Genomic DNA, 25,320 nt, shown 5'->3' with positions numbered 1-25,320 from the left:
TTATCGTTTTATGACTTGTTTGTTGCCTTCTTTCAGGTCAAAATGCTTTAACCGTATTTCTTTTTCGCTACCGACGGTAAGGGATTTCAATTGGAGAGAACCGCTTATTACTTCGATTGTGATATCCTTGTCGCTGACGTCGATAGTTCCCCATGAGTAGCCATTACTCCAAAAATAATTTCCCGGGCGTGCCGTAATTTTCATACTTTTATCAATGCCTGAATACTGAAAGTCGCTAAGTGCAATGATAGCAGACCAGCTTGCCATGGATCGGGCGTAATGATGACCGCATTCCGGTTCGCTGAATGGATTACGTTTTGCCCCATCATGGCGGTCGCGGATGGACCGGATACAGGTGAGTGCTTCTTTTTCCATTCCTTCGTAAATCATACCTACGGCTGCACAGTATTCAAATCCTGTCATTACCTCAGCAAAATAAGGAAACGGTACTTCCAGACGGCCTTTGGGCCAGGATGCCATAAGTAGCCCGGATTCATTGCCCATCACATATGAACGCATATTGTTGAAATGACGGCTGAAATCTGATACGTAGTTGTATTTCATGATGCTGTTCATGGTGGTCTGAATATGATCTTTGTTTCCGAGATAACCCAGCCCGCATAAATGTGACATGTATTGGCCGACTAACTGGTCTACCAGACAGCCGGGGCCTAGCTGGAAAGATGGAATTTTGACATTCGGATTATTCATATCGAGGTATTCAAATGTCTCCGGATCGGTTATTTTGTGTTCATAATATTCGCCGTTGAATAAATTTTTGTCCATCCAGTTACTGCCTTGTTCGAACAGAGTTCGGCACTTTTGAGCGAAGCCTTTATCTTTCATCGCTATAGCCATTTTTTCCGCTGCTTTTAGTGCTCCCATATACCAGAAGCCCATTTGAGGGTTGGGACCAAAGTAATTCACGTCCATAGTGTTGTGTTGCGAACCCTCCATTACGCCATCCTGGTTGCCATCCCACCCCTTTTCAGTCCAAGCGTAAGAGAGTACTTTTTTGATCTGTCCCCAGTTATTTTTCAGGAAATCATTGTCTCCGGAAAGTTGCCATTCGCGGTATATCTTCATGATACAGCCCATTTGTCCATCGGCTGCGGCACTGTTTCCTTTATTTGCTTCATTTAGTGGGAGAGAGGCTCTGAAGTTCATCAGGCCGTTCTCTTTAGTTGCGTAATTGAACTCTACGTCACGCATTGTTTTTGCCAGTTCTCCGAATAGATAAGGAGTAGCTGTTTCATAGTTCCAGACATGCGTACAGGAACCGGCGCAGGAACCGAAACGATCCATTACGCCTTCCCAACCCATCATATGACCGCTGGGTAAACGGAATACGGTTTGCGACCGTAAGGTTGCCAGGTTGAATAATGCTGCTTCTTTTACAACATCCGGATAAGAAGTATTGAGTAAGGCGTTTACGAAAGATAAGGTTTTTTTCTCCAGTCCGGGAATTTGCGGAATGATTGTTTCTGCCGCTTTCCAGGCATCTGTATATTGACGGCTGTAATAATTTCCGACAACTGTGGAGGACCAGGCTTTCCGGTTTGGAAAATTCCAGGTGATATAGAATGTGAATGTTTCCGTGCTTTGCGGTTTTACTGTTTTTTTTACGGAGAGTGAGGCCATCGGGTCTTCATCTTCCTGTTTGTTTCGCTCGGTTAGCATACCGTCGGCACTGAAATCATCCCAGAAGTTCAGGATACCGTTATTCCAGTTGTCGGCTTTCGATGAAGTACGGTAGCTTACTCCACTGGTTGCCTGTGTCGTGAGAGCGACTGTTCCCCAGGCAGGATCATTTTTATCCACTCCGTCTGAATAGAGATAGATTCCTTTTATTCCTTTGTTTTCAACGTATTTGTTTTTATTGTCTTTTACACCGGTTGGGATATAGTCTCCTTTCCAGTCGGTACGGAATTTGCTTCCGTCTTTCCCTATAAAATTGCGCATGGAGCCACAAATAGCAATTTCCATCGGTTGACTGGTTGTATTGGTCACTTCATAGGAAAGTACGGCAACAGGTAATCCGCTTGCTTCTGCATCCCCCGGAATAAGCGGGTTGAATCCTTTTATCGTGACTTTCACCGGTAGGTCTTTGTCTGATAAATGTACTTGTCCGAACGGATAAGCAGCATCAAATGAAGCCTGTGCAAAGCGAGGTAAGCCATGATGATTTACCGGACGACCTTCATAATGGAGATATTCCTGAGGGTATAAAGGACCGGCCAGTAGAGTGGTGGTGGCTTCCTGATTTTGTGGCTTCGCATAGATTGCGAAGAACGGGGCATTGTTTCCGGTTGTTACCGTACTGTATTTCTTGGCAGGTACATTCATGATCTCCCAATCCCGGAGTTCTCCGCGACCACCCAGCGATACCGTTCCGGTCCCGATGCCTCCTAATGGAAGTGCAATCTGGTAAAGGTGTTCCTGGTCGTAGTTTTTCAGTACCGGCCATTCTTGTGGCTTCCATTCCTGAGATGCAATGGCTCCGGAAACGAGTGTACAAATTGTTAGTAATATTAATTTGTTCATATTTTAAAGTTAGTATAAAAAGCCGATCAGACTTTATTCGGATCGGCTTTTTCTTGTTAATATAATTACCAATTCGGATTTTGCCCTAAGTTAGGATTCTTATCTCTTGCTGACTGAGGAATCGGCCACAGGTAATGTTTACTTGCGTCAAAAGTACGGTTTTGTCCCAGGAATTGTTCTACGGAATAATCTCCAATAGGAGCCTTTTCATCCTTATTGATGCCGTACCCTGGTTCGTTTAGAACTTTTTCTGCTGTTTTCCAACGAAGAATATCAAAGTAACGTTTATGTTCCGCTACGAATTCGTGTCGTCTTTCTTCCCGTATCTTTTCTCTCATTGCTACCTGGTTCCCTGTCAGTTGATCCACACCAGGCAAACCTGCTCGTCCGCGCACCTGATTGGCAGCCCATGCTATCTGTGGGTTTCCCGGATCATATTCATTTAATGCTTCTGCATAGATCAAGAGGACTTCTGCATACCGGTACAGGCTGAAATTAGTCCAGGAGGCATCGGGTTTCACCAGTTCCTGATCATTGTATTTCAGATACATATATCCTGTAATACCGCCTCCTTCATGATTTATTCTCTCGTTTTTATTGTAAGCCGGATGTGGCATATAAGGTTCGTATGAACCGTTCGGACGCAAGCATTCATAACCAGGCAGGAAGAATGTTTTCTTCAGTCGGGCATCCCGGTTTTCCCACGGGTTGTTCATGTCATATAAATCCGATTCAAAAATGGTTTTACCGTCTGTCATTTCGTAAGAATCGACCAACTGGCGGGTCGGACAGAAACTTGCCCATCCTTGTCCGGTAATTCCGGTTCCGGCCGGAGATGCTAAAATCGGTAACATGTGAGTGATTTCATCTTCCTTATATTGGTAAGCCAGAATAACTTCCTTATTGTTATTATTTGCTGCTGATTTAAAAATGCTTGCAAAGTCATCTTCCAAACTGTACAGGTTCATGTCGATCACTTTCTTTGCAGATTGGGCGGCTTCTTTCCATAACTCTGTGCCGTCCTGGTTGTGATGAAATTTTGCGTAACTAGCCATATCCAGGTACATATCGGCTTTCAATGTCAGAGCTGCTCCTTTGGTTATGCGTCCGATATCATCACCGGAATAGGTTTCCGGCAGATATTCGATTGCTTTATTAATGTTTTCCAATGCGTAGTCGAGTACCTCCTGTTTAGGCGAACGTGGCAATGCTGCTTCATCCAGGTCTATCGGCTTTTCTTTGATTAGCGGAATGTCGCCGAAGTGACGTGTCATACGGTAATAGCGTAATGCCAGGATAAACCGTGCTTCCCCTTCGAAACGTTTCTTTTTGCTCTCATCGATGTTCATACCTTCCAACCGTTCCAGGAAATAAAGGATTCTGCGGATATGGTCGTATTTCCACTCCTCGGAAAGGTAACCGGTAGCTGCGTTATGTGATCCCTGACAGATATATCCCAGCCCGCTTTCGCCCCAGGCATTGGTCATTAATGAGTTATCACTTTGGCAATCTCTCCAGAAATCACGGGAGTTGGGTAATAATGGGTATAATGCGTTTACACCTGCCAACGCATCAGCCTCTGTTTGCCAGAATGTATTTTCTGAGGCTTGGGAAAGAGGATCCCGGTCCAAAAAGTCCGAACAACTGCCGAATGTAAGGGCAGAAGCCAATATCAATGCTATACTATATTGTTTCATAACTTATTAAAATTGAAGATTAAAACCAAATGAGAATGTTCTTGCCAGCGGATACCATCCACCTTCCGGGTCGAAACCGTCATAACCTGTGATCGTAGCTAAATTCTGGCCGGACAGATATACTCTCAAATATTTAATATTAACACGTTCCAACACACTTTGGGGGACAGTATAACCGACCTGTACGTTTTGAATTTTCAGGTAATCGGCTGTACGTAACCAGAAACTATTATATCGTGAATCATAATCATTGGATGTGTTTGTCAGTGTCAATCGTGGATAAGAGGCATCCGGATTACTTTCGTTCCATGCATCCAGGTGCATAGGGCGTGCATTGTCTGTCAGATAGAAAGCCCATCCTTCGTATCCTTGCAGATACTTTTTCGTATTCAGTTTTCCATACATATTCAGGGAGAAATCGAAATCTTTGTATCCGAAAGACAGGTTCATACCGAAGTTCAGAGGGATTTTCCGGTTCAGCACTACGCGGTCTTCCCCGTCGATAATGTTATCGCCGTTTTGATCTTTATATTTGATATTACCGGGTAGAACATTTCCCTGGTTCGGAGAATTGGCAATCTCTTCTTCGCTCTGGAACAGGCCGATCGCTTCGTAACCGAACGGTAGCTGATAACGGTCGTTCAGATAGGTTACCGTATTATTTTCAATCCATCTTTCAGAATCTCCCATTTCCAGCACCTTGTTTTTGGAATAACTGAGGTTGACGTCGATGCCCCAATGGAAATCACCGTTCCCATCCTGATAACCTGCCATGATATCCATACCCTGATTCTTCATTTTCAGTAAGTTTGAGTAAGGAGCATTTAAGCCGAATTCGCTTGGAACGGGTGGTCTGTACAGGATGTTGTCTCTCATGTTTATAAAATAGTCGGCAGACAATTTGATCCGTTGGTCAAACAATCCGAAATCCAAACCGATATTGGTATATTTGGATTCTTCCCATGTGATGTTCTGGTTGACGGCGATGTTATTGTATGCACCCCCTACCAGTTTATCATTGAAGGCATAAATCTTTGGATCATAAGATAATATCTGAGCTGTCGGATAGTAACCTACTTTTTCGGCATCTCCCAGGACACCCCATGATGCTCTTATTTTCAATTCGGACAGCCAATTGTTCGTTTCAATCATAAATGATTCACGGTGCAAATTCCAACCGGCCGAGAAAGACGGGAATACCCCCCAGCGGTGATTTTTGGCAAAACGGGAAGAACCGTCCGCACGTAAACTGGCTTCGAATAAATACTTTCCTTGATAATCATAATTCAATCGACCGAACCAGGATTGAACCGCCACGTCATTGGCGTATTCGTTTCCGTCACCGTCTGCACTACCATTTTGTTTATTGCTGCTACCGGTGTTTAATACGTCCACATTATCAAACGGCATGTTATCCCGGGATGCCCAGAAACCGTCGGATTTATAATATTCCTGCGAGTAACCGGCTAACACTTTAAAGTTATGATCGGATGCGATTTTAAAAGAATAGTCGGTTGTAAACTGCAACTGTGTACGGAAATTGTATGTATTCGTTTCTTTTAGAGAAGATACCCGGTTTTCCGTTTTTGCGATATTGCCTTCTTCGTCGTATAAGTAATATGTACTTACACGGTTTTTGGTAGTCGTATTATGGGAATAAGTAGCTATATTTCCTTTAATATTCCAGTCTTTCAGAGGAGAATAGGTCACATCGAAGATCGCCATCATTTCTTTATGCCTTTCTTTGGAATAGCCGGATTCGTTTACTCCCGCAATCGGGTTGCCTCCCATTGCCCCACCGGCAGCGTATGAACCGTCAGAATTCCTGATCGGAGTGATCGGAGAGATTCGGGCAGCCTGTGATTGCCATCCTGTAGTACCTCCGTTCGGGTTTTTGATATTTGTCTGTGTATATTGCAGGCTGGCATGTGCTTCCAGGTTCTTCAATATCTGAAAACGCATATCCGGTTTGAAGATCAGACGATTGTAATTATTATTCGGTAAGTTTCCATCCTGATAGTCGTTGGATATGGAGAAACGGTAAGCAATCGATCTCTCTTTACCGGACAACGCCAGATGCGTATTATTGATAATGGTATTTTTCTTATAAATTTCTTTGTACCATTTATTATCTACATACTTACCGGCTCTCAGGTCCTGGATGCCCTGTTCTCCGTAAATAGCATCCTTTCCATCGTTGATCATTGCCTGGTCGTATAGACGCATGAAATCTTCTGATCCGACAAAGTCCAGCTTAAACTGTGGATTTTGTATACCGATATTACTGGAGAACTCCACAGTCGGACGCTCTGTTGCTTTGGCCGTTTTGGTAGTCACCAAAACAACACCATTGGCAGCGCGTGAACCGTAGATAGCAGCAGAAGCAGCATCTTTCAACACGGATACACTTTCTATATCATTGGGATTTAATGTATAGATATTACCCGGCATACCATCGATGAGAACCAGAACGCCGGAACTGTTACCGATAGTGGAAGTACCACGTATGTTGATGCTTGCACCGGAACCGGCTGCACCGCTTCCTTTCGATACGACCATACCCGGTACCGAACCGGCCAGCAATTCCTGTACGTTGGTCACAGGACGGGATTTAAGGACCTCATCTGTTTTAACGGTACCGATCGATCCGGTCAGGTTCACTTTCTTTTGTGTACCGAACCCGACCACAACCACCTCGTCGATAGCCTGGGTATCCTCCTTCAGAATGATTTTCAAACTGGTTTGTTTTCCGGCTTTGATTTCTTGTGAAGTATAACCGATGTATGAAATAACGATAATATCATTATCAGATATATTTTCCAGGCTGAAATTGCCGTCTACATCTGTGATCGTCCCGTTCGTAGTACCTTTGACAGATACATTTGCACCGATCACAGGCTCTCCGTTATTGTCTTTAACCGTACCTGTAATTTTCCTGTTTAACTGTTGGTTATCATTAACGGCATCGGAGTGATTCTTTTTAGATAACAAAATGTATTTGTTGGTAAATTCGTAACTGATATCTGTACCTTCGAAAGCGTCTTTCAGGTATGAGATCACTTTTCCTGATTTTTCCTGAACACGTATTGTCCGTTCCGTATCAACTTCCCGGTTGCGAAATACTACCAGATAGTCTGTTTGTTTCTCTATTTGATTGATGAGTTGCCCGATGGATATCACATTTGTTTCCAGTTTCATAATGGCATTCTGTGCTTCTGTATTTGTTGCCATCAGTTGAAAAATACAGACGAATAGCATAAATAGCGATACTCTCATGATTCTAAAATATTCTTTAAAGTGTTGATCATGTACAATAAAGAGTGGTAACAAAGTTTTTATTTTCATATCTTTGCTAATAATTAAGTGAATACTAAAAATTTTTGACTTGATGTGTTTACTTGATTGTCAACGGCGGATGTTACAGCATCTGCCGTTTTTGCTTTTAAAAGTGTTTCTTCATAGGCATACTAATTTTAATGATTATACATGTTATCTGCTTAATGTGAAGATATTCTTTTCTTCATCTTTGCTGATTTTGAATTTGTGTATTTTCTGTATCATGTGTAAAATTTGATCGATGCCATCACGTTGACGGAATTTCCCGGTGTATTCCCAGTTGTATATGGATTGATCTTTTACAATGATCTTTACGTCATAATAGAGTTCGAGTTTCTTCAATATGTCGATAAGCGGTTCGTTGATAAAGCTATATATCCCGTCTCTCCATAAGAAATAATCTGCATGGGGCAGGGAGCCTATTTTCATTTGGTTTCCCTTTATTGTCACTTGTTCATCCGGTTTGAGGATAACTCCTTTGGATTCGGCATGAGGAAAATATACTTTTAACCCTCCTTCAAGCAGGCTTGTTTGAATTGTCTCTTTCCCCGGATAACTGTGGACATTGAATTTTGTGCCCAGGACCTTCATTTCTACTCCCTGTGAAGATACGATAAACGGTTTTTCCGGGTTTTTAGCGACATCGAAAAAGGCTTCACCTTCCACGGTTACTCGTCTTTCTTTTCCAGAGAATAAAGCCGGATAAGTTAATTTTGTTTGTGAATTCAGCCAGACTTCAGTTCCATCCTGCAAAGTCAGTTTTACACGTTGACCGGCCGGTACATACAGGGTATTCTCAATGTCCGCTACAGACTGTTGTATATCATAGTGACTGGTGGTAAACCAGTAGGTAGACAAAACCAGTAATGTGATGGCTGCTGCATAACTGGCAGTATGTAATATGATTTTGCGTATCTTTTTTGTTCGGATGATTTTGTTGAACAGTATATATCCCTGTCTGTTTTCCTCTTTATTATCTGACTGATCGGAAAGAGTTAGCAGGGCATGCATGTTTTTATATTCAATGAATTGTTTTTTCAACTCACTGTTAGTTTCCACCTGTCTTAAAAACTGCAATCTTTCTGTAGTATTAAGCTCTCCCTGGAAATATTTTATTATTTGTTCATTCATAATTTTGTCCTTGTATATAGTAAACACCTAAGCATGAAAAATCCGCTAAACGGGAAAATATTTTTTTCTGATTTCTTAAAGACAAAGAATAAATAGTAGTATCGGAAAGTAATCTTTAAGTTCGATTCTGAGTTTTTTATAAGCAATGCCCATTTGAGTTTCAATGGTGTTAATAGAGATATTCAATTCCTGGGCTATTTCTTTTTGTTTTTTACCTTCGATTTTACTCATAATGAATATTGTCCGGCATTTTTCAGAAAGGGTGTCTAATGCACGGGAAATAATTTTTTCTATATCCTGGTCAGAAAAAAGGTTATTATCGAATGCTTCTAATGAATCTAAATTCATTCGTAGGGAAATGGTGTATTCTTCCTGTAGTTTACTGGCTGTTTCTTGTACGACTAATTTGTGACGAAGATGATTCAGGCATTTGTTTTTTATGGTAGTGAACAAATAGGCGATGAGATTCATATGCATATTGAGCATTTCTTTGTTTTCCCAAAGTTCAACGAAGACATCCTGCACAATATTTTCGGCATCTTCCTCTGAGATAACGTATTCTTTGGCAAAATACTTCATCTTTGAGAAATATGAGAGATAGATGTCTTCAAATCTGGTCTCTTCTCTTTGCTCAGGGAATGCCTTTATTTTCATAGGTTAATAACTTTGTTCTAGAAGAACTACTATGTTTATTCAAATGCAAATATAAGTTATTTATGAGATAAGTACCTAATTATGTGGAACAATTCATTTAGTTCCTCAAATTGTATAAAAAGGATGTTTACGTTGTAAGTATGAGTATGTTTCTTAATAATCAGTGTGTTGATTTTGTAATAATGATATAGTTCTTCTAGAACTAAGTCAGTTTTAGTATTTCAAAAGCTTTTCCTTCCTTTTTGTTGAATAAAGAAAACCTGTTTCCAGAGTCAATTTGTTTGAATATTGACCTGATGCGTTGCCCATCCAGATTTCGATAGTTCTGAGAAGCTGTTTTGATTTCATTGTTTTGCTTCATTTATAGAAAAAGGTGAAACCTTCAGAGAAAAAGCTTACGTTTTTTTCAGAATGGGTAGGCAGCCATTTCAAATAAGTGCCGCAGTGATTTTTCATAACCGCGGCAACTACTGCAAATGACTGTAGTTGGTATCTAAAATGGCTCCTACAAGCGAGATCCATATATTTATCTTTCAGCCTTCAGTTATTTCAAGGTGTTGATTTATAAAGTGTTATCCTGAAATGATAATAAAACGTGTCATTGAGGTAAAATATGTACTGTAGCGTCCTGAATTTAGTTGTCAGATTGTATTTCTGCCAACTATTTTCATCCTTCAGGATTATGATCTGATTATCAAAGGGAGGAAGCTCCTGAAAGCTGAAACGTGTATAATGAATAGATAGTTATGTATGTGACGTTACATAGTTATCTATATGCAATTACATAGTGACTAAAATCCAGCCTATAGGGAAACAACTGCTACCTTCAAGGGAATAAGCAGGCAGGATATAGAGAAGCGGCAGCTGCCCTTTAGGGAAAAAACAGGTACATTTCCGGGGAATAAAGTCTGCTTGACCAGGGTTCACCGCCACTTTCATACCAATTTCTAACAAATAAAGCAATAAGTTATTCATAAACGGCAGTATAAAAAAACTCCGGCTCATACTTTTGTTATAATAAGTATGAACCGGAAAATGTGTGGATTGGAAAAGTAGTCGTTATTTATTCATGTTTACGTAATCCTGTTTCAACTTTTTCCATCTGTCTCCTAAACTTTGAATCGTGACAATATTAGGTTTTTTACCTTTGCTGGCCTCGTAAATAAAAGGGCCTTCATAGCCTGATTCTACTAAGGCTGAGAGTAACTCTGTCCAGTCAATAACTCCTTCTCCTGGTAACCAATGTCGTTCGTTTTTACGGTCGTAGTCAGACATGTGGGTATTTTGGATCTTTCCTTTTGTATTTTTCACAAAAGTGACCTGGGGTTCAATTAACAGGTGATTCACATCGAAGCATATTGCTGTATTATCAATGCCGTTAATGATCTCCAGTAACTCGGTGGATGTATTTCCCAGGCATGTTCTGGGAAGATTTTCAACCAATAAAGGAATATTCAGTTCCTTTGCTTTAGCAGCCAGTTCTTGTAGAGACTTCTTACTGGCTACTATCCTTGTTGCACGTTCCTCATTGGAAATAGGCTCTGCACTGGGATGAATGACAAACTTTTCAGGTGCAACGATTTTTGCACTTAATATCATATCATTCATATTCAGTTCTACCGCTCTTTGCCTTAAAGTATCGTTCGTTTGCGAAATATCGTAAGGACCGCCAAATGGCAAATGAACAGACCATATCACGATTCCGGCCTTATCTGCCCGATTTTTGACTTTTATGGCCCATTCTTCCATCTCCTCCTGCGTTTTTTTAGCAGAATAAGGCCAGTCTATTTCCAGATACGGCAGATCGTTTTTGGCGAGTGCATCCATCTCTTCCTGCGTCATTTCAATAAATACGTCATCGTTGGCCGAACCTGCTTTCCAGTAGTCTAGTGGAGATGACTTTTTTTGACTGCAGCTCATCGTGAGAAAGGCTGTGGCAGCAATTATCAAATGTATCTTTTTCATTGTTTATCAGAATATTAATCAGTTGAGAATAATTGTCCATTGTTGGGAGCGTGTACCGCTGGCAGAAGTGACGGTAAACGTCTTCGTCTTTGAAGACCAGTCACTGTATCCATCTAATGCCGGTGAAATGTTAGCTCCTGAAGAAAGCCCGCAAGTGAGGAAAATACTGGATAGATCCGTTCCTGTTTTCACAGAAATGGTTACAGTTCCTTTCTCTGTATCGATAATCGGATTTTCTGAGATGATATTTCCTTTGTTTCTATCATAAGCATTCACTAATAATATTTCTGTTTTATCGAAGTTAGGTGCATCCGGAATTTCTGTTTTTTCGCATGCGGAAAGGACAAAACAGGTTATAATGGCTATTATATATTTTAATTTGTTCATAATGATACATATTTATGTTAGACAATTGCTTAGTAACCAGTATTTTGTTTGATGGCACTCACTCTGATAATCTCCTCATAAGGAATAGGATGGAGATAAAGGCGATCGTCCCAACTTCTGGTGTCGACTGTCTCAACAGTAAATTCAGTTGGTGAAACGAATTTGAGTCCATGAAGTTTACCTTGTGTCTGTGCACCGATTCTCCATCGGCGAACATCGTAGAATCGATGATCCTCAAAGGCAAGTTCCAGACGGCGTTCTTTCCGGATCAGCTGACGGAGTTTTTCCTGATTTGTTTCTGTATAGGCAGGTAACCCGACGCGTGCCCGAATTTCGTTTACGGCTTTTAAGGCACCTTGTATGTCATTAGTCTCTACACGGGCTTCTGCTTCATTCAAAATAACTTCGGCGTAACGGATCATGATCCAGTTCGTACTATGATCTTTGCCCGAAGCACCTGCATATGGATAATTATAATTGTCATAATCGATCCATTTCCATACGTTATAACCGGTTTGTGAAGCATCGCCTTTGTCGGGGGTATCCATTAAGTAATGATCTACCGTAACGGGGCCTTTATCTCCTTTGAAAAATATTTCCGATCCGTGGAAGACTATATTAGCGTAAAATCTTGGTTCCCGGTTTTCATATATTTTGGAGGTATTGACATCAAACACTTCTCCGTTATCTTTTTGTGAGAATGCGGGAGCAGGTGTTCCGTCTTTCAATTCAAACTCGTCTACCAAATCCTGTGTCGGTCCGATGCCGCCCCAACCTCTGTCTCCATAGGGATTATTTATATAACATACCAGATTGAAAACCATCATATTGTTATATACGTCCGGGCTTTTGAATTGTAGGTCGAATATGATTTCCTTATTATCCTTATTCGTTATCCACCAGATGGAACGATAATCTTCGGGTGTTGTGCCGGGTATCAATTCATAATCCAGTTGTCTGACAGCTTCGCAACTCTTAATGGCATCGGCATATCGTTTGTCATATAGTTCTGCTCTCGATTTTAAAGCCAGGGCTGCACCTTTAGTTGCTCTTCCCTTGTCTTTGCCGCTCCACGTGTTCGGAAGTAGTTCGATCGCTTTATTCAGGTCGGCAATGATAAAGTCATAACTTTCTTTTTCTGAGCTACGTGGAATTTCCCAGTTATCTTCCATCGTAAGTACTTTATCAAGAAGTACTACTCCGCCATACCGTTTAACAAGGTCGAAGTAAAACATGGCCCGCAGGAAATGGACTTGTCCTGTCAATACATTTTTTTCATCTTCTTCAATACTAGACTCTCCTATTCTTTCGAGAAAACGGTTACACTTACGGATTTTCTCGTAGTGATCGTTCCAGATGTTATCGTTCGGATCGGTGGCACTCACCAGATTATAATTAAACAAGTAAGTACTGGCACGAAACTTATCTCTTTGAGCCGAAACGGAGTTGTCTGTTCTGTTTTCTTGCTCCAGACGTGTGTCCAAATAGATTATTGAATATAGATTATTTACATAATAATCGACTAATATCGGGTCTGCCCAGAATGCATCATCTCCAATCTCATCCAAAGGAGTTTTATCCAATATGCTGTTACAGCCATACGACAGGAATGCCAGCAGGAATAAAAGTGATAATTTTATATTTTTCATACTGTGGTAATTTTATTATTAGAAGGTAATATTTACTCCAAGTGTATAATTCTTCATCTGAGGATATGCCGAACCATCCATACCGGCATCTGTTGCGTTGTCGGTACGTAACTCAGGGTCCATGTATTTGATGGCAGAGATTGTAAACAGGTTCTGTGCACTGGCAAACAGTCTCAATCCCTGGATCATAGCTACATTCTTCAGGAGATACTTTTTGAAGTCGTATCCTATTTCAATGTTTTTCAGGCGCAGGTAAGAACCGTCTCGTTGCCAGAAAGATGAAGTATAGTTGTTATTGGGATTGCCGCCATAATACAGGCGTGGAAACTCTGCATCTCTATTCTCCGGTGTCCAGGTATTGTTTATATGATGTTCGAACAACGTACTACCTTTACCTTCTGAATAGGGATGTGCCAGAAATCCGGTGTAACCATAAGTTGTAAGCCCTGCTCCCTGAAAGAATAACTGGATATCAAAACCTTTGTATTCACCGTTCAGATTTAGACCGAATACCAGTTCGGGGAATTTGCTTCTTCCGATAGCCACCTTATCTTCTGCATCAATAATACCATCACCGTTCTGGTCTTTGTATTTGATATCTCCTGCTTTTGCTTTACCGAATTGTGGTTGCGGAGAGTTATCTGCTTCTTCGTCGGACTGGAATAATCCTAAAGCCTCATAACCGAATTGCTGGTTCATCGGACGTCCTGTTATTCTTGTGTTAGGGTTATTTTTCTGTCCGGCGGGTTCCAGCAGGTCTATAACCTTATTTCTGGCCCATGTCAGGTTTCCTGTTACCGAGTAATTGAATTCGCCTACCGTATTTCGGTGAGAAAGATTCATGTCAATCCCGCGGTTATCAACCGTACCTACATTGGCTGCCGGTAGTTTGTAGCCTAAGATTCCCGGCATATCAGTACGTTCACGTAAGATGTCGCGGGTAATTTTATAGAAATAGTCGGCTTCCAATGTCAGCTTACTGTTGAAGAAGGAAGCATCCACACCCACATTGAACATTTCTGAAGTTTCCCAGGTAATGTTGGGGTTCGGGAATCTGTTTTCCGTATATCCTATGGCAATTTCGGGCGACTGACCGCCGAACACAGCATTATCTCCGGTTCCATAAGCAGACATATATCTGAATCGCCCGATATTGTCTGTGCCGGCTTTACCCCACGATGTTCTTATCTTCAGGTTGTTGACAATGTGTTCTACCGGTTCCATAAAAGGTTCCGATGATATTCTCCAGGCTGCAGATACGGATGGGAAGAAACCATATCGTTTGGCTTTAGGAAATTTCTCTGAACCGTCTATACGTCCGTTTGCTTCGAGCATATACTTTTCTTTATAGTTATAGGTCAGACGGAACACGGATCCAACTTTTGCATCTTCCTTGGCCTTGCCGCTGTTGTCTTTATCTTTGTCGGGTCCCGCAAATAGTTGATGGATAGATGATATTTGATATTTATACCGGGCAGCCCAGAAGTCATCTCCCTGTCCCTGTGATGTCGTGAATACGAATAAGGCACCTAACTGGTGATCTTTTGCAATCGTTTTGTTATAACTGGCTTGTGCCTCAAAGGTATAAGACTGGTTTTGTTCAAATGATTCTTTCAGGTCGGCTCCTTCTTTGTTAGGCGAGCTACCGTCGTATTCACCCAGTATCTTGTTCCAGATATAGAAATTGACGGGGCTTGTCCATGTTTTTGTTTTGTCGAAGTCCTTGTCGTAGGCGAAGATACCTTTTACATTTAATCCTTCTACACCGGGTATTTTTAAGTCAAGAACAAAGCGTGTGTTCAGGATGCTTTTCCTGTTATGGCTATAACCGCCGTCTGTAACCAATCCGATCGGGTTGTATCCTAACGACACCTTTCCCAGTTTGCCGTCAGGGAACCGCCCCGGGTCTGTCTGTGGATTACGATACATATTAGAGAAGATAAAAGAGGTACTTTCTGCAATTGTATTTCTATCTTCCTGTCTGTATGCCATGTCTGCCGATAAGGTAAGCCATTTGTCAATGATATTGGCGTCTATATTGGCACGGATATTATAACGTTTGAAATCAGTAGAAGGTGTATTAGTACGTGTATCTCCATATAGGGCGTCCTGATTTACAAAACCGAATCCTACGAAATATTTTACGCTCGAATTTCCACCGCTGGCTGTCAGGCTGTGTTGTTGTTGCCATGCTCTGGGCAGCAGGACTTCTTTGGTCCAGTTGGTGTTCGGGTATCCGTAAGGATCTGAGCCGTCTCTGAACTTTTGCAATTCGTCTTCCGTATATACACCATACATACCCGGATCATTGCCCATGCTCATTTCTTTGTTGCGCCATGCATCATTCATAAGGCGTGCATGATCGTAAGAACTGGCTATTTTCGGCATGCGCGTCGGGACTCCAAAGCCACCTTTGAAGCTATAATTGACAGATGTTTTTCCGGTATTCCCGCGTTTGGTGGTAATCAGGATAACCCCGTTGGCTCCGCGTGCACCGTAAGGAGCAACAGCAGATGCATCTTTCAGGACCGTCATACTTTCTATCTCGCTGGGGTCGAGCTGACTCATGCTACGTCCGACTATTCCGTCCACAACGATCAGCGGATCTGACGACGTAGGAGAACTTGAACCGCGGATAATAATTTTAGGATTCTCATAACCCGCTTCACCACTACTTTGTTGTACCAGCAAACCACTGACACGTCCGCCCAGCGAAGATGATAAGTTGGTAGAAAGCAATGACTCCAGGCTCTTCACCTTTACAGTAGAAGCGGATGCTGTTACCGTCTGCTTTTTCTGGACACCGTATCCTACTACTACGACCTCTTCGATCTTTTGCGTATCCTCAAGCAGTTTGATCGAAAAAGAACTCTTATTTCCTACAGCTATTTCTTGGGTAAGATAACCGATATATGATATCTGCAATAAAGAGTTTTCAGGTATGCTTAAAGAGAAGTTACCATCTACATCGGTAATTGTTCCGATAGTGGTTCCTTTTACAGATACGTTTGCTCCGATAATTGCTTCACCGTTCTCGTCGGTAATTATGCCGTTAACTGTTTTTTCTTTTTGCTGTGAAGCCTGAACCTCTGCTTTTGATTCTTTCTTCATCAGCATAATGTTGCTGCCCTCCATTGCATAGACGATATCGGTATTACCGAACGTCTTGTTTAGGATCTCTGCTACCGTTTTGTTGTCTGCATTGATCGTTACTGTTTGATTCAGGTCAACTTCATTTTTATTATATACAAACAGATACTCTGTCTGTTTCTCTATTTCCCGGATAAGATCTTTTGTAGAGATACTATTGGCAACAATGGAAACTCTCGCAGTCTGTGAGGAGGCTTCCGTTGCAAATAGTCCGGAAACAAATACAAAGAGGCACATAAAGGCTAGTTTCATAATACGAAATATGTGTTTAAATTGTGGTTTAAGCGGGACAAAAGAGCCCCTGTACAAAATATTTTTCATACTTTTGTAAACTGTGTTAGTTAATACTTAGATATTTAAGGAAAGAAGTCGGGTATTGACTTACTCTTGGCCGGAAAGTGTTGGAGCACTTTCCGGTTTTTGTTTGTTCATGTCTTTTATCTCATAGGCTAACTGTTTTTGTGATTAATTATTTAATGATTATCAGATTCAAGTCATTGTCTTTCGTATAGGTAAACTTATTCTTTAATTGAAGAACTTTCAATACATGCTCTACACCGTCTTTGGTACGGAATTTTCCAGAGTAACGGTTCCTGAGCAATTCCTTGTTTTGTACATCAATCTTTACATCATAGTATAATTCAAGTTTTTCTATCATTTTTCCTACAGGTTCATCATAGAAGCATATTAGTCCTTCTTTCCATAAGAAATAAGTGTCGTGTTCTATTATTCCTTTTTTCAGCTTACCGTTTTCTATATAAGTACGGGTGTTGGGCTCCAACCTGACGGTGGTGTGGGTGTCTGACGACGAAACTTCGACAGAGCCTTTTAGCAAAGAAGTTTCAAAGTTAGAAGAAGCGGAATATGCTGTGACATTGAATTCTGTTCCTAATACCCTGATATCATATTTCTCGGTTTTTACGGTAAAAGGCTTTTCTGCATCTTTAGCAACATCGAAATAACCTTCTCCGTCCAATATGACGTTGCGGCTGTCGGCTGTAAATCTGTCGGGGAAACTAAAAGTAGTCTTTGCATTTAGCCAGACCTTTGTTCCGTCTGTCAGTGTCAGCTCGGCCCGTTGTCCAGGCGGAACAAAAATTGTTTGCATATTAGCCGGGTCTGTTGTTTCCTCATTTATAATAAATGAGTACACGACGGTAAAAGCGATGATGAAAATGGCAGCTATTTTAGATAATTCAATGGCTATAGTCCGTAATGTCCATTGTTTCTTGTCTGTCGCTTTGTTTTCCTGAATAGTGGAATTCGCTTCCTGCTGCCAGATAGATATATCATATAGTTTACGCAGGGCAAGAAACTCTTTCATGTTTTTCTTGTCGGTATCCAACCAGCGGGCAACCTCTTCTTTTTCTTCCGGAGTTGCATCACCTGCGATATATTTATTTAATAATTCCTGGTTCATTCCTTTACTTTTGTGGGGATGTGTTTCATGCCCCGTTATTATTAAAACGATTCATTGAGTGATAACCCTAGTGGAGTATGAGAAATTATTGGAAAAAAAAGTAGAAATAGAAGAGCGGCAGGTAATCCTTCAGATTTTCACGCAGAGGCTTTAAAGCCTTTGTGATATGATACTCAACGCCTTTAACTGTAAGTTGGAGTTCTTCGGCTATTTCTTTATTTGTTTTGTTTTCGAAGCGGCTCATTTCAAAGACACGCCGGGTCTGTTCTGGCAGAAGAGCTAAAGTTGCTGTGACAATCTGCTGCACTTCGGTAGAGAATATGTCTTCGGGATTACATGCTTCCAACGTAGAGATGCGGATATCCAGTTCCCTTTGTCTCATATCCGTCAAGGTGTGAAGTGCTTCTGTTTTGACAGCTTCATGTTTCAGGTGGTCGAGCGATTTGTTTTTTAATGTTGTCAATAGCAAGGCTTCAATATGTTCTATCTCCTTTTCCTTCAATATTTCCCATAATTTAATCAGGACGTCCGATACAATATCTTCGGCGATACATTCGTCATGTACATAGGATTTAGTGAACAGAAAGGATTTTCTGTAGAATTTAGTATATAAAGTGTTGAAGTTATGTATTTCAGTCCCGATCATTTATTTCCGTTGTATTCACAATAGTCATTGGAAAACAAAAGTAGGGAAAATATGGAAAATATAATTCTATTTGATGAAATAATACGTATTGAATTTTTGAGGAAAAGAAAATAGTAGCATAATGAAACCGGCCCCGGCAAGGTTTATAGTCAAATAAAAGAGTGTTGTCGGCGATAAGTTGAGAGGGAATATGTGTCCTGTTGAGTGCAGGACGCGGTATTCGGGGCCGGCTTCATTACTACTATTTTAGTATTAATTAAATGTATACGTAACTCTCACGAGTTAGTTCGTTCAATCATTTTAGGAAAGGACCGGCCGCTGCCGGATCCCGGATGGTTGTTTCGGTGTAGTGGCCGGTGGCAAGAAGCATGGAACAACTTGCCACGGCGTTTACACTTATAGAATCCTGTCGGAAGGTTGTTTTTTAGGCCTCTTAACCGGATGTCGGGGTTGTGAGGGAGACTGCTTTCCTTCCTTGGCGGTAACTGTATTTCTTCTTGCAATGCCGGACTGTCTGCTCTATCAGACGAATCGTCCGTACATCCGGGCACCAGTGCATCGGCATCGCAACAAAATACAGTTACCCAGTGATTCTAAACCATAACCAAAACATAAAATAAAACTTACATAATGCTGCTTGTAGCATCTTCACCGTTACCCTGTATCCAGTCCGTAACGGATACCTCTTTCAATGTAAGAGCCTCTCCGCTGAGAGTTAATTTGTAGAGGTATTTATGTCCTTTTTCCCACATCGTCTGTGCAGGCATCTTGTACTTATATGAATTCCCGTTGATTGTGAAAAGAGCTTCGATGTCTCCTTCCGCTATGGGGGCCGTTGTCGGAATCACCCTGATCTGTTGGGTTTTGCAATATTCCTTACCTAATGTAACCGGTTCCGGCAAATTCAGACGGGTCGAGGTGCTGCAACCGGCTATTTTAGTGATTCGTCCGTTTCTGATGTCCATCATGCCTTTGCATATCAGGGAGCTTCCTCCGGCTTTATTTCCTATCTGTATGGCACTTAGCTGATAGCTTTCATTTTCTCCTTCCGGCAGATTCACCTGGAAAGAAATGAGCGACAGCGCATGTTCCATATTCAGCAAGACCACCGGGGAGATGCTGTTTACTATTTTTTGGCCGAGAGCGTGTGTGCCATACATATAGTCGCGGGTTTGAGTGGCATCGGGCGACAGCTTCACAGGAATGCTTGCTGTTCCGAGCTTCATCTGCGACTGATATGGATAATAGGCATACACGGTGGCCGGGTCAAAATTAAGTGTGACTTCCGGCGTTTGCCGCCAGGAGATTTTATTACTAATTAAATTTGCTTCTGCTTTTACATTTATATAATCACTATCCTCGTCATAAAGTCCGCCGTCGCTTTCGCGTGTAATCAGCAGTCCTATTTCCGAACCTTCTTTGAATTCCTGTACGAAATTCGCCGATTTAGTAGTTAAAATACGTGTAATAATTTTTAATGGCTTTTCTTTCGCGCTAATACTCTCAATGGCTGAGAAATTGCTCTCGTGCGAACAACCAGCCAAACCCGAAATCAGTGTAATTAATAGTAATAAATTTCTCATACTTTTATGCTATTTTTGTATCAAATTTCATATTGCAAATATCCGGCAGTTTGGGGAAAGAGAGGGATCATACGGTATAAAACCACGATGAAATGGTATAAAAACGCATGGTGCAAATAATCCAGAGGCGTCAAATTGTCTAAATAGAGTGCAAATCAACTAATTGAGGGACCAAATTGTTTATACTAAAACGAGGGGAAAGAATATGCTGGACAAAATACAGTTTTTATTGAGTATGCAAATAATAGGCCTGTGCGTATTAGGAGGCATTATGATGCTATTGAGGTCATTTGGTAACCGAGCACGACTTATTTTGGCATGGAGTATGATTATGTGGGCTTTGATGGCTGTAATCAGAATTTCCGTTAATTCTTATGTGGATGAAGCAAAGGAAGCGTTCCATCCCGACGTTCTTATTGCAAGCTGTTTTGTGACAGCCTGCCTTGCTAGTTATGTGATTGAAAAGCTACGTCCCGGTTTCCTTACTTTAAGGCGTTTTTCGGTTTTTCTTTCGCCTGTTATAGTAGGTGGTTTATCGTATCTTACTTATCGGTTATCGGGTGGGGAGATTCATGTTTTTTATTCGATAAAAGATGTTTTTACGCATTTTAATCTGGATGTATTTCTGCGGCTATTGGTCTTGGCGCTTACTCTTTTTTATATGATTGTGCCGATATATCTGGTTATAAAATATGCCGATGAATATACAGCTTATTTAAGTGAAAATGTGTCGGACCCTGAAAACTATGACCTGGAGTGGTTGAGGCGGACAATGATCGTGTTGTCTATCCTGTATTTCCTTTATGTTATTTTGTTGCTGACCGACCGGACGATTCTTTATGTCGTTATTAAGTCTGTTATGCTGGTAGTATGGTTTTATTTCTTCTATAAGGCTTTATTCCTTAAAAATATCCGGCTTGAGCATTCCTTTAAGAACGGGTGGGATCTTCCTTCGAATGATGAGGAAGAGGATGATGATGACGAGGAACAGCGGGGTGCCCTTTTCAAACGTTATGCAGAAGAGGTGAATACTTGGTTCGAGCGGGAGAAACCTTATCTGAATGATGACCTCCGGTTAACTGATCTTCAACGGGTGTTCCCTATCAGTCGTTCCTATCTTTCGCAATTGTTTAATAAGGAATTGGGAATGTCATTCTCCGATTATGTAAACCAGTTCCGGGTGGAGGAGAGTAAGCGCCTGATGGATGCCGAGTCGCTTGCCAGTATCCAGGAGATTGCCGAACGTTCCGGTTTTCATTCCATGAGTACATTCCGCCGTGCCTTTATTAAGCAGACAGGGATTGTTCCTTCCGAGTACAAGAGGGGATAGGTTGTATTATCGGTTTTACTATATAACGGTCTGAGAGAAGTATCATATATTATGATATTATAGTCGCATATATTATGAAAATGTTGTATCATAATATATGATATTTTGTTATCGTAATATATGAAATAAATATCTTGTAATGTACGGAACTATTTTCTACTTTTACGTCCTATTAAAAAATACGCTTACCATGAATAACACAACTACTACTGCCCGTCCGCATATTGTCTGGCTGGACGCACTTCGCTTCGTTGCTATCCTGATGGTGATTGCCTGCCATTGTACGGACCCTTTTAATGCCTCTCCGGAGTCGCGTGCCAATCCTGATTTCAATTTCTGGGGATCAGCTTATGGATCAATGCTGAGGGCCTGTGTGCCTCTGTTTGTGATGATGACAGGTTTCTTGTTGCTTCCGGTGAAGCAGGAGGCTTCGGTCTTTTATAAGAAACGTATTCCGCGTGTCTTTTTTCCTTTCCTGATCTGGTCAGTGCTGTTTAATCTGGCTCCATGGTTTATCCAATGGGTAGGAGGGAGTCCGGAACTGGTGACAGACTTTTTTCCTTACGCACCCAATCCTTCAGCTTCTTTGGCCGACGGGTTGAAAGATGTAGCTATGATACCGCTCAATTTTACCGTTTACGCAACGCCGATGTGGTATATTTATGCTTTAATCGGATTGTATCTTTATATGCCTGTCTTTTCTGCCTGGGTGGAAAAAGCATCCGAAAAGGGTAAACGCTGGTTCTTATATATTTGGGGAGCTTCGTTGTTTATTCCTTATCTGATGGAGTTTGTTTCTCATTATCTTTTCGGAACTTGTTCATGGAATGCTTACGGCCTATTCTATTATTTTGCCGGTTTTAACGGGTATTTATTGCTCGGGCATTATTTAGGGAAAGGAAATGACTGGTCGGTCGGCAAAACACTGGCTGTTGTTGTTCCTTTGTTCCTGATTGGCTATCTGGCCACTTTCATTGGGTTCAGATATATGACATCGGACCCGAATGTGAGTGAGGAAGGCATGGAACTGTTCTTTACTTATTGCTCTCCGAATGCGATGTTGATGACGGCGGCCATATTCCTTCTGATGCAGAAGGTCCGTATTACTTCTCCTTTGATTTGCCGGGCGTTGGCTAATCTGACGAAACTGGGGTTCGGCGTTTATTGCGTACATTATTTCTTTGTAGGGCCTTCTTATTTACTGACGCTTTGGTTGGGTATTCCTATTCCGGCAATCGTTCCGGTATCGGCTGTCTTTACGCTGGCAGCGACCTGGCTGTTTGTCTATTTATTGAGCAAACTGCCTTACTCCAAATACATTATCGGGTAAGGCGCTTCAACGGCCCGGCCGGCCTTTTGTGCAAATGATGTTAAAAGCCGCTCCGGGAAGTATATCGTATCTATATAACCACTACTTTTGTGTTATAAAACATATTTATAGAATATGTTTAGACAAAGAGATCGTTTTAAATAATTAGTATTGCGCTATGAAAAAGTTAGCAAGAAAGTGTCTCAGCTACCTGGAAGTTTTGGGTAGATATGCGATGCAAAAGTATGGAATAGAATAAAATGAAGTTTTTCAGTGTTGGGGATATCCGGAAGGGTGTCCCTTTTTTATGGCTGATAATAGCCGTAAGGTATTAACTCTTCTCTGTTTTTTATCTCTTTCAGGTAGCAATCGTCGAGCAGGGTGATTCGGTTCGCTATTTTGTGTACTTCCCTGAAATTGTGGTCTGTCAGAATGATTCCGTGGTTTTGGGCGCTTTCGGTCATCAGTTTGCGTATCTGTTCGGCAACAACGGGCGAGACGCCGCTGAAAGGTTCGTCCAGCAGGATATAAGGGGCCGGACTGAAAAGGGTGGTTTTGATTTCCAGATAACGTTGTTCTCCGGTTGATATTTCACAGATACGGGAGGTCCGGATGCGAAATAGTATTGGGTCTGCGAAAAAGCGTTTCCTGTCTTCCGGAGCGATACAAAGTTCTGCTATCCGTGACACTTTCAGATGTGAGGGAAAGGAGGGATGCTGTGGCAGATAGGCAAGCAGTCCGGAGCGGAAAGCCGGCCCTTTTATGACTTTTCCGTCGATGCGGATAAACTTCCGGTCGGCTTTCAAGGTGCCGAAGATGATATTCAGCAAGGTTGATTTGCCTGTCCCGTTTCGTCCGAAAAGGGCAATAATATCTCCCCGGCAACATTTCAGGTAAACATCTGCCAGTATGGTCCGTTCGCCGAACGATTTAAGTATGCTGTCTATTTCAAGGCCTGTGTACATAGCTCGATGATTTGATTCAGTAGATTACAGCAGATGAACATGACGATAAACGTAACGATCCAGAGTTGATACTTGCCGATTCCCTGATTATAATAGAAAAAATATTCTTCTTTGCGTGTCAGTTCCTTGTAGATATAGTCGAATCCCAGTCCGACCGTAGGGATGAGTTGTAGCCATAGTCTGATAGAGTCGATCATGCTAACATAGAATCGAAGTGCGCTAAAAGAGGCAAACAGAAAACCGATCAGGACACTGAATTTTAATGTACTGAGGAAGAATGTCCGGTAAAACCGGTATTGTGTTTTCCATCTTTGCAGGCTATCCATAATCGATCGGTTTTAAGAGGATAACTGATTTTCCGCTAAGATATTCAAATCCGGGGGAATTGAGGTGGGATTCTTTTTAATAAAGTATAAAAGGGGATGAATAAGATCTTTTAATTCACACCTCAATGTAGGTTTCATTGTCTGTTTGGTTCCGCATAAACCACATAATTGGAATATCCTGTATTATCATCCAGCAGCAATAAAACAATATTGACACGTTCTGTCACCCAAATGGCAACAGGGTAAGCACTAGGATATACCTTTTGTTCGGAGAACAGTTCGTCATACAGTTGCCACATCTTATCTCTATTATCTTCATATGTGGGGACTGAATAGAGTTTGCAGAAATAGTCGTAAAGTTGGTAGCTTTGAGTCATGTTGCCGTTAAAAACCCTTACTTCGGCATATGGGACAGTGCCGCAAAGGCCGTATGTGGTCATCAAATTAGGGCCACTTTTAAGTACATCTGCATAAGTACTCCATGCTGATGAGTTTTTAGTAATGTCTTTCCAGTTGTATTCCAGAAAATCCTTCTCATCGGTAATGGTGACGGCGAGTTGATGACGGAAGATAACCTTGTTGTCTTTCCATGCAGTCAGGTTAGTTTTATATTCACCGGGATACTTGAAACAGTGCCCCCATTCCAAAGTCAGACGGTTACCTACCCCTTCGTGTTCAAACACTCTGAAACTGTTGTTTATCTCATCTACTGTCCAAACAATAGAATCGCATACAACAGAAAGACTATTAGAATTAATTGACTTCGAATCTTCATTATAGAGATAAAAATTCATCGTATCGAAAATGTTCCCTTTCGGTTGTTTTACGGCAAGACGGGGCATCGGGTATTCTGTCACTTTCACCTTTATTGTGGCTGATTCTCCCGTTTCATGGTCGGTGACGACAAGATCTGTTTCACCTTTCTGTTTACCCTTAATTTCTATTTTAGCCTTATAGTCGTCAAGCTCCCAAATATAAGCGGCATCAATAAGCTCCGGGTTTTCAACATTCAACGTAGTGTTTTCATGAGCAGTCAGATCAATGGAAATACTGTATCCCTGTATTACTTCGCACGAGTTTTGAGAAAGCTCCAAATAGTATTCCTGTTTATCATCTTCACTACAACTTGTAAAACCCATTGTGAACAGGAACAAAAGCATTCCAAATAGACTTTTTATTTTCATATATTTCTTGTTATATATTCTTATATTCTGCCAAAGATACGAAA

Annotated in this window: 18 protein-coding genes; 2 read left to right on the top strand and 16 right to left on the bottom strand. The window is 41.4% G+C overall.

Annotated elements, in window-relative coordinates; genetic code table 11:
* The 13 genes from HMPREF1535_RS08400 to HMPREF1535_RS08340 form a co-directional block, all read right to left on the bottom strand.
* Nucleotides 1–2,544 carry a GH116 family glycosyl-hydrolase gene (locus HMPREF1535_RS08400; protein WP_010801192.1) on the bottom strand — a complete coding sequence of 848 codons (2,544 nt, stop codon included), beginning with the start codon at nt 2,542–2,544 and terminating at the stop codon, nt 1–3.
* A 65-nt stretch (nt 2,545–2,609) separates the two neighbouring features.
* Complete coding sequence (locus HMPREF1535_RS08395; RefSeq protein WP_046145850.1) at nt 2,610–4,241, bottom strand: RagB/SusD family nutrient uptake outer membrane protein; 1,632 nt, start codon at nt 4,239–4,241, stop codon at nt 2,610–2,612.
* Nucleotides 4,242–4,247: 6 nt separating this feature from the next.
* Entirely contained in the window at nt 4,248–7,472 is a 3,225-nt protein-coding gene (locus tag HMPREF1535_RS08390) for a SusC/RagA family TonB-linked outer membrane protein (protein WP_244275582.1), read from the bottom strand.
* A 258-nt stretch (nt 7,473–7,730) separates the two neighbouring features.
* The gene (locus tag HMPREF1535_RS08385; RefSeq protein WP_009860480.1) at nt 7,731–8,708 is read right to left on the bottom strand and encodes a FecR family protein; all 978 of its coding nucleotides are present in this window, start codon (nt 8,706–8,708) and stop codon (nt 7,731–7,733) included.
* Between the two features lie 75 nt (nt 8,709–8,783).
* Nucleotides 8,784–9,362, bottom strand: coding sequence for an RNA polymerase sigma-70 factor (locus HMPREF1535_RS08380; RefSeq protein WP_010801197.1), 579 nt, complete (start codon nt 9,360–9,362; stop codon nt 8,784–8,786).
* A gap of 780 nt (nt 9,363–10,142) precedes the next feature.
* The gene (locus HMPREF1535_RS08375) at nt 10,143–10,337 is read right to left on the bottom strand and encodes a hypothetical protein (RefSeq protein ID WP_147426525.1); all 195 of its coding nucleotides are present in this window, start codon (nt 10,335–10,337) and stop codon (nt 10,143–10,145) included.
* 84 nt (nt 10,338–10,421) lie between these two features.
* Nucleotides 10,422–11,327: a sugar phosphate isomerase/epimerase family protein gene (locus HMPREF1535_RS08370; RefSeq protein ID WP_052716674.1), complete on the bottom strand. Its 906-nt coding sequence runs from the start codon at nt 11,325–11,327 to the stop codon at nt 10,422–10,424.
* An 18-nt stretch (nt 11,328–11,345) separates the two neighbouring features.
* A complete protein-coding gene (locus HMPREF1535_RS08365; RefSeq protein ID WP_010801201.1) occupies nt 11,346–11,714 on the bottom strand; it encodes a DUF5018-related domain-containing protein in 369 nt (122 codons plus the stop codon).
* Nucleotides 11,715–11,743: 29 nt separating this feature from the next.
* Nucleotides 11,744–13,363, bottom strand: a complete 1,620-nt coding sequence (locus HMPREF1535_RS08360) for a RagB/SusD family nutrient uptake outer membrane protein (protein ID WP_046145847.1) — start codon at nt 13,361–13,363, stop codon at nt 11,744–11,746.
* Nucleotides 13,364–13,381: 18 nt separating this feature from the next.
* Nucleotides 13,382–16,834: a TonB-dependent receptor gene (locus tag HMPREF1535_RS08355; RefSeq protein WP_046145846.1), complete on the bottom strand. Its 3,453-nt coding sequence runs from the start codon at nt 16,832–16,834 to the stop codon at nt 13,382–13,384.
* A 148-nt stretch (nt 16,835–16,982) separates the two neighbouring features.
* Entirely contained in the window at nt 16,983–17,933 is a 951-nt protein-coding gene (locus tag HMPREF1535_RS08350; RefSeq protein WP_046145845.1) for a FecR domain-containing protein, read from the bottom strand.
* A gap of 85 nt (nt 17,934–18,018) precedes the next feature.
* Nucleotides 18,019–18,579: an RNA polymerase sigma-70 factor gene (locus HMPREF1535_RS08345; protein ID WP_046145844.1), complete on the bottom strand. Its 561-nt coding sequence runs from the start codon at nt 18,577–18,579 to the stop codon at nt 18,019–18,021.
* Nucleotides 18,580–19,202: 623 nt separating this feature from the next.
* Nucleotides 19,203–20,162, bottom strand: a complete 960-nt coding sequence (locus HMPREF1535_RS08340) for a fimbrillin family protein (protein WP_046145843.1) — start codon at nt 20,160–20,162, stop codon at nt 19,203–19,205.
* A 205-nt stretch (nt 20,163–20,367) separates the two neighbouring features.
* On the opposite strand from HMPREF1535_RS08340, the gene HMPREF1535_RS08335 reads away from it, so the two are divergent.
* Entirely contained in the window at nt 20,368–21,492 is a 1,125-nt protein-coding gene (locus tag HMPREF1535_RS08335; protein ID WP_046145842.1) for an AraC family transcriptional regulator, read from the top strand.
* Nucleotides 21,493–21,682: 190 nt separating this feature from the next.
* Nucleotides 21,683–22,822 carry an acyltransferase gene (locus HMPREF1535_RS08330; protein WP_044245301.1) on the top strand — a complete coding sequence of 380 codons (1,140 nt, stop codon included), beginning with the start codon at nt 21,683–21,685 and terminating at the stop codon, nt 22,820–22,822.
* A gap of 284 nt (nt 22,823–23,106) precedes the next feature.
* Here the strand turns inward: HMPREF1535_RS08330 and HMPREF1535_RS08325 are convergent, their stop codons facing one another.
* From HMPREF1535_RS08325 to HMPREF1535_RS08315, 3 genes are all read right to left on the bottom strand, one after another.
* Nucleotides 23,107–23,766, bottom strand: a complete 660-nt coding sequence (locus HMPREF1535_RS08325) for an ATP-binding cassette domain-containing protein (RefSeq protein ID WP_010801209.1) — start codon at nt 23,764–23,766, stop codon at nt 23,107–23,109.
* Nucleotides 23,745–24,092, bottom strand: a complete 348-nt coding sequence (locus HMPREF1535_RS08320) for a hypothetical protein (protein WP_046145841.1) — start codon at nt 24,090–24,092, stop codon at nt 23,745–23,747. The genes HMPREF1535_RS08325 and HMPREF1535_RS08320 overlap by 22 nt, the downstream gene beginning before the upstream one ends.
* Before the next feature lie 134 nt (nt 24,093–24,226).
* Nucleotides 24,227–25,276 (bottom strand): hypothetical protein, encoded by a 1,050-nt coding sequence (locus tag HMPREF1535_RS08315; protein WP_046146468.1) that lies wholly within the window; start codon nt 25,274–25,276, stop codon nt 24,227–24,229.
* Nucleotides 25,277–25,320 lie beyond the last annotated feature (44 nt).

This window comes from Parabacteroides goldsteinii DSM 19448 = WAL 12034 (assembly GCF_000969835.1).
GTDB classification, from domain to species: domain Bacteria; phylum Bacteroidota; class Bacteroidia; order Bacteroidales; family Tannerellaceae; genus Parabacteroides; species Parabacteroides goldsteinii.
The sequence above is the reverse complement of the archived record's forward strand: the minus strand, read 5'-3'. Positions and strand labels throughout refer to the sequence as shown.

What these genes read in the sequence shown, in the direction of transcription:
- HMPREF1535_RS08315 (WP_046146468.1), bottom strand. Translation starts at nt 25,276, where the DNA reads ATGAAAATAAAAAGTCTATTTGGAATGCTTTTGTTCCTGTTCACAATG.
- HMPREF1535_RS08375 (WP_147426525.1), bottom strand. Translation starts at nt 10,337, where the DNA reads ATGAATAACTTATTGCTTTATTTGTTAGAAATTGGTATGAAAGTGGCG.
- HMPREF1535_RS08395 (WP_046145850.1), bottom strand. Translation starts at nt 4,241, where the DNA reads ATGAAACAATATAGTATAGCATTGATATTGGCTTCTGCCCTTACATTC.
- HMPREF1535_RS08380 (WP_010801197.1), bottom strand. Translation starts at nt 9,362, where the DNA reads ATGAAAATAAAGGCATTCCCTGAGCAAAGAGAAGAGACCAGATTTGAA.
- HMPREF1535_RS08370 (WP_052716674.1), bottom strand. Translation starts at nt 11,327, where the DNA reads ATGAAAAAGATACATTTGATAATTGCTGCCACAGCCTTTCTCACGATG.
- HMPREF1535_RS08365 (WP_010801201.1), bottom strand. Translation starts at nt 11,714, where the DNA reads ATGAACAAATTAAAATATATAATAGCCATTATAACCTGTTTTGTCCTT.
- HMPREF1535_RS08355 (WP_046145846.1), bottom strand. Translation starts at nt 16,834, where the DNA reads ATGAAAAATATTTTGTACAGGGGCTCTTTTGTCCCGCTTAAACCACAA.
- HMPREF1535_RS08400 (WP_010801192.1), bottom strand. Translation starts at nt 2,544, where the DNA reads ATGAACAAATTAATATTACTAACAATTTGTACACTCGTTTCCGGAGCC.
- HMPREF1535_RS08385 (WP_009860480.1), bottom strand. Translation starts at nt 8,708, where the DNA reads ATGAATGAACAAATAATAAAATATTTCCAGGGAGAGCTTAATACTACA.
- HMPREF1535_RS08325 (WP_010801209.1), bottom strand. Translation starts at nt 23,766, where the DNA reads ATGTACACAGGCCTTGAAATAGACAGCATACTTAAATCGTTCGGCGAA.
- HMPREF1535_RS08320 (WP_046145841.1), bottom strand. Translation starts at nt 24,092, where the DNA reads ATGGATAGCCTGCAAAGATGGAAAACACAATACCGGTTTTACCGGACA.
- HMPREF1535_RS08330 (WP_044245301.1), top strand. Translation starts at nt 21,683, where the DNA reads ATGAATAACACAACTACTACTGCCCGTCCGCATATTGTCTGGCTGGAC.
- HMPREF1535_RS08335 (WP_046145842.1), top strand. Translation starts at nt 20,368, where the DNA reads ATGCTGGACAAAATACAGTTTTTATTGAGTATGCAAATAATAGGCCTG.
- HMPREF1535_RS08360 (WP_046145847.1), bottom strand. Translation starts at nt 13,363, where the DNA reads ATGAAAAATATAAAATTATCACTTTTATTCCTGCTGGCATTCCTGTCG.
- HMPREF1535_RS08345 (WP_046145844.1), bottom strand. Translation starts at nt 18,579, where the DNA reads ATGATCGGGACTGAAATACATAACTTCAACACTTTATATACTAAATTC.
- HMPREF1535_RS08390 (WP_244275582.1), bottom strand. Translation starts at nt 7,472, where the DNA reads ATGGCAACAAATACAGAAGCACAGAATGCCATTATGAAACTGGAAACA.
- HMPREF1535_RS08340 (WP_046145843.1), bottom strand. Translation starts at nt 20,162, where the DNA reads ATGAGAAATTTATTACTATTAATTACACTGATTTCGGGTTTGGCTGGT.
- HMPREF1535_RS08350 (WP_046145845.1), bottom strand. Translation starts at nt 17,933, where the DNA reads ATGAACCAGGAATTATTAAATAAATATATCGCAGGTGATGCAACTCCG.